Consider the following 4489-nt stretch of genomic DNA (forward strand, 5'->3'; position numbering starts at 1 on the left):
ACCCGATGAAGCGCAAGGCCGAGGAGCAGGCGGCAGCGGCGCGGCGCGAGGCGGCGGCCCAGGGCGGTCAGCCCGGCCAGCAGGGCGGCGCGTTCGGCCTTCCTGGGGCCGGTCAGGACGCGGGCTCGTTCGAACTCCCCAAGGAGTTCCGGGACATGCTCCCGCCGTCGGACAAGTGAGCGGCGTCGCGCGGCTTTCATAGCGTTCTCCCCCCCCGTCCCCGCCCCCGCCCCCCGAGCAGGGGCGGGGGATTCGCTTTAAGTGCCGTGCCGTGCCGTGCCGTGTCGTGCCTTGCCGGCTGCGCTACGCGGCGCGTATGGGCGCGCCGTTCGCGAGGCCCGAGGGGCTCAGGCCCAGGGAGAGCGCCGCGGTGGCGCCCACGTCCGCGAGCGAGGCGGCGTCCGGGAGGAACTCCAGGCCCGTCGCTTCGGGGCGGTGGATGAGGACGGGCACGTACTCGCGGGTGTGGAAGGCGTGCCCGATGGTGGGGTCGTTGCCGTGGTCGCCGGTGACGACGAGGCGGTCGCCGGGGGCGTCGAGCAGCGCGATCAGCTCGGCCAGGCCCGCGTCGAGCTGCTCCAGGACCTCGCCGTAGCGCAGTACGTCCTGCTGGTGCCCCGCCAGGTCCGTCTCCTGGACGTTGGCGACGACCAGGCCGGGGCCCGGCGTCCGTACGGCGTCCAGGGTGTGGGCGAGCACGTCGGCCGTGGGCACCGCCGGGCGGCGCACGGCCGCGTCGCAGGCGAGGATGTCGGCGGCCTTGCCCACCAGGGTGACCGGGACGCCCGCGCGGGCGGCCAGGTCGGGCAGCTGCCGGGCGTGGTCCAGCGGCGCGCCCAGGTGCTGCACTTCGAGCCCGCCGTTGCGGTAGAAGCCGGTGGCCGGGGTGTCGAGCCCGTACGTGCCGTTCTCGCCGTCCCGTACGAAGCCGGGCAGCGGTCCGTCGGCGTGGCCGCCCACCGCGATGACGCGGGCCACGGGCGCGACGGTGCGGACCGTCCGGGCGATGGACAGGATGTGGTCGAAGGGGAAGTCGTCGAGGCTTCCGGAGGCGTTCCAGTTGATGCCGGGGTCGGCCTCCAGGTTGTCGTGGACGAGGACGCACCCGTCGACGACGAGCAGCGGCCTGCCGTTCAGCTCCGCCACCCGGTGACCCGCCGCCTCCAGCGCGGCCCGGACCTCGTCTAGGTGTTCGCCGAGCCGCGCCACGGTGACCTTGCTGAAGTCGGCGCCCATCATCGTCTGGTGGCCCGCGTAGGTGTCCGCGCCGGGGTAGCCGAGGGCGGCGCGGCCGACGGCGACCGGCAGCTCGGTGGTGCGCGAGAGGTCCGGGTGCCGGTGGACCAGGCCGAGGCCGAGCGCGCCGAGGGCCGGCAGCCGCAGCGGGCGCTCCAGCTCCTTGCGGCAGTGGTCGAGGATGTGGCCGCAGGTGTCGGCGGCGATGTCGCCGGGGCGCAGCGCGCCCGCGTCGGGCATCGCGCCGATGCCGAATCCGTCGATGACGACGATGACGGTCTTGCTCATGTCAGTGCCTTTCAGAACGCTCGGTGCCTCTCGGTGCCTCGGTGCCTCGGTGCCCTTCGGTGAGGTGCCTCTCAGGCCGGTGCCTTTCAGTAGGCGCGGCCCAAGGGGTCGTACAGGCCGGTCAGCTTCGGCGCCCCGGAGGACAGGCCGGAGACGACCGCGACGGTGCTGCGGGTGACGAAGATCTGCGTGCGGAAGGCGAGGACGGCGGTGTCGCCGACCCGGACGTCCTGACCGGGCGCGGGGGCCTCCAGCAGGCGGTAGTAGTCGATGTTCTCGGCGGGCGCCTCCTGTACGGGCAGCCGGACCCCGGTGCGGGGCAGCAGGGCGTCCTTGACCCCGGAACGCGCGTAGAAGCCGCCGCCGAACAGGGCGGGCCGCCCGTCGGCGAGGGTGTGGGCGACCTCGCTGACGTACACGTACGCGGGGATCTCCGGCTGGTGCGGGTCCACGGCGTGCAGCGGTGTGGTGCCGGTGAGGGAGTGGCCCGGCTCGCCGTGCGTGGCGCCGAGCTCGGCGAGCATCGGCAGCGTGGCCATGGAGGTGGCGCTCGGCGCGCTGAGCGCCAGGTCCGCGTGGCCGCGGGCGGCGAGGACCTGCCGGGCCTTGAGGGCCAGCTCGAAGTTGGGCGTGGGGCGGGGACGGGAGTCCGCCGGGTCGCACAGGACGCAGGGGAACGCGGTGACGCCCGCGATCCGCACGCCCGGCAGCCGCTCCGCCTGCGCCGCGAAGGCGTCCAGCCCGTCGAGCGGAACACCGCCTTCCTGACCGGGGTAGACGGAGCCCTCGGCGCCCTCCAGCCGGATCAGGATGTCCTGTACGAAGCCGAGCCCCTCGGCGGCGTCGGAGACGGCGCGGGCGTTGGCGAGGTCGTACACCGTGACGGTCTCGGGGCGCCAGGCGAGCATCTCCGGCAGGGCGCGGCGCGGGATCTGCGCGAGGTGGCCGAGGTTGCCGGCCTGCGCCCCGGCGGCGTGCAGCACGCGGGCCTCGGGCGGCTCGATGGCCGCGAACTTCGGGATGTGCCGGGCGATGGCGCGGATCAGCTCGGGGTTGCGGCCGATCTGCTTGACCACGAACCACAGGCCGAGGCCGACGCGCTCGGCCTCGGCGGCCAGCATCGCGGCATTGGCCTCGACGGCGTCGAGGTCGACCACGTACGTGTTGGGCGGGATCTCCCCGGAGTCGTGCAACGCCGCCGCGGCGTCGGCCAGTTGGGGGTTGCGGGTGAGGACGGTGTCGAGGAACACGGTCAGTCCTTGAGTTCGCGTGAGTGGTGCCCGTCGCGCGGGATGTCCCGCAGGGCACGGCGGAGGATGTCGATCACCAGGTCCGCGCCGGCCCGCATCGGGTTGACGCGCACCGTCCAGTCGGCCAGCTCCGGGGCGTCGTCGAGGGACGAGCTGGACATCCGGTAGAAGAGCGGGGCCACTTCGTAGCGGGAGTTGGAGCCGACGGGGTACGGGGCCGCGCCGTGCCGCGCGGCGGCCGCGGGCAGGTCGCGGGCGACGGGCCGGTCGAGGCGGACGAGCAGGCAGCGGTCCTGCGCGTTGGCGATACGGACCTCCGCCACGCCTTCCACCTCGCCCGCGGCCAGCCGCTCGGCGACCTCGGCCCCGACTCCCGACTGCACGGACCACATCACGGGCACGTGGGTGAGGGCTCTGAGGGCGTCCAGCGCCTGGTGGCCCTGGACCTGGCCGCCGCCGGAATAGTTGTCGGCCCGCACCTTCTCGACGAGGTCGCGGGCGCCCACCACGATGCCGACGCCCTCCGGGCCGTGCAGCTTGAAGAGCGAGAAGCAGGAGGCGTCGGCGCCCAGCTCCACGCCGCTCTCGGGAACCCGCATGACCGCGTAGTTGTCGTCCACGATGGTGCGCACCCCGGCGGCGCGGCAGACGGCCAGCACCTCGCCCGGATCGTAGGAGTCGCCGAGCCGCTGCCGGGTGTGCTGCACATAGGCCCACCGGAAGCGGCCGGAGGCCAGCGCCTCGGCCAGCGCCGCGGAGTCGTTGAAGTCGGCCTCCACGGTCTCCACCCCGAGTCCGCGCAGGGTGACTTCGGTGGTGCGGTAGACGGGAGCACGGTGGATCAGCAGCGGGTCGCCCGCGCTGACGGCCGCGCTGAGCGCGGCGCGGATCGCGCCGGTGCCGGCGCCCTGGACGAACGCGGCGTCCTCGGCCCCGAAGAAGTCGGCGAGGACCGCCTCCGTCTTCGCGGTGGTGCGCGGCCGGCCGAGGCCCGGCACGACGCCCGCGTCGGCCGCGAAGAGCTGCTGCCCCTCGAAGTGCCGGGCGGTGCATTCGATCAGCCGGAACTGCCTGGCGACGGCGTCGTCCAGCGGGACCGTCGCCAGCGGGAAGGTCCGCGGCAGTGCTGCGCTCATCTCAGAACTCCTCCGTGGTCGAGCCGGTCAGGAAGCGCACCGGGTTGCGCCGTGTCATCAGGTCGATCAGGTCGTCGTCGAGCCCGGCGGCCCGCGCCTTGGGGAGGAAGGAGCGGAACAGGTGCCCGTAGCCCTGGCCGCCCTCGCTCTCCAGATAGCCGTGGCGGGAGATGTCGCAGCTGAGCAGTACGCGGTCGGCGTGCCCGGCCTCCACCAGCGCGAGCAGCAGCCGCAGCCGCGTGTCGTCGCTCTGGTAGCTCTCCTTGCCCACCGTGTCGAAGGCGACATACGCCCCGGCCGCCGCCAGTTCGCGGTGGACGGCCGGATCGTCGAGCAGGTCCTGGTGGCCGACGCAGATCCGGTGGGCGGGCAGCCCGGCGCCCGTCAGCAGCTCCACCTGGGCGAGCCCGCCGTGGCCGAGCTGCGCGTGGGTGGCCAGGGACAGGCCCGTGGCGACGGCCGCGCGAGCGGAGGCGAGCAGGGTGCGGGTCTCGGCGGGGCTCGGGCGGTCGCCGTGGCTGCCGACCTCGCCGATGAGCCCCGGCCGTATGCCGCTCGCGCCGAACCCGTTCTCGATCT

General features: G+C 74.2%; 3 protein-coding genes and 1 pseudogene. All 4 read right to left on the reverse strand.

Going from position 1 to position 4489, the window contains the following annotated elements; all coding sequences use genetic code 11:
• Positions 1-303: 303 nt before the first annotated feature.
• On the reverse strand, positions 304-1524 hold the full coding sequence (locus ACFU99_RS34405) for a phosphopentomutase (protein ID WP_384399741.1): 1221 nt from the start codon (positions 1522-1524) through the stop codon (positions 304-306).
• Between the two features lie 86 nt (positions 1525-1610).
• A complete protein-coding gene (locus ACFU99_RS34410) occupies positions 1611-2774 on the reverse strand; it encodes an alanine racemase (RefSeq protein ID WP_384399744.1) in 1164 nt (387 codons plus the stop codon).
• A gap of 2 nt (positions 2775-2776) precedes the next feature.
• Entirely contained in the window at positions 2777-3910 is a 1134-nt protein-coding gene (locus ACFU99_RS34415) for an aminotransferase class V-fold PLP-dependent enzyme (RefSeq protein ID WP_384399747.1), read from the reverse strand.
• Position 3911: 1 nt separating this feature from the next.
• Positions 3912-4489: pseudogene (locus tag ACFU99_RS34420) on the reverse strand (phosphotriesterase); the annotation flags it as partial.

The organism is Streptomyces sp. NPDC057654 (genome assembly GCF_042800135.1).
Classification (GTDB): Bacteria; Actinomycetota; Actinomycetes; order Streptomycetales; family Streptomycetaceae; genus Streptomyces.

What these genes read in the sequence shown, in the direction of transcription:
- ACFU99_RS34405 (WP_384399741.1), bottom strand. Translation starts at nt 1,524, where the DNA reads ATGAGCAAGACCGTCATCGTCGTCATCGACGGATTCGGCATCGGCGCG.
- ACFU99_RS34415 (WP_384399747.1), bottom strand. Translation starts at nt 3,910, where the DNA reads ATGAGCGCAGCACTGCCGCGGACCTTCCCGCTGGCGACGGTCCCGCTG.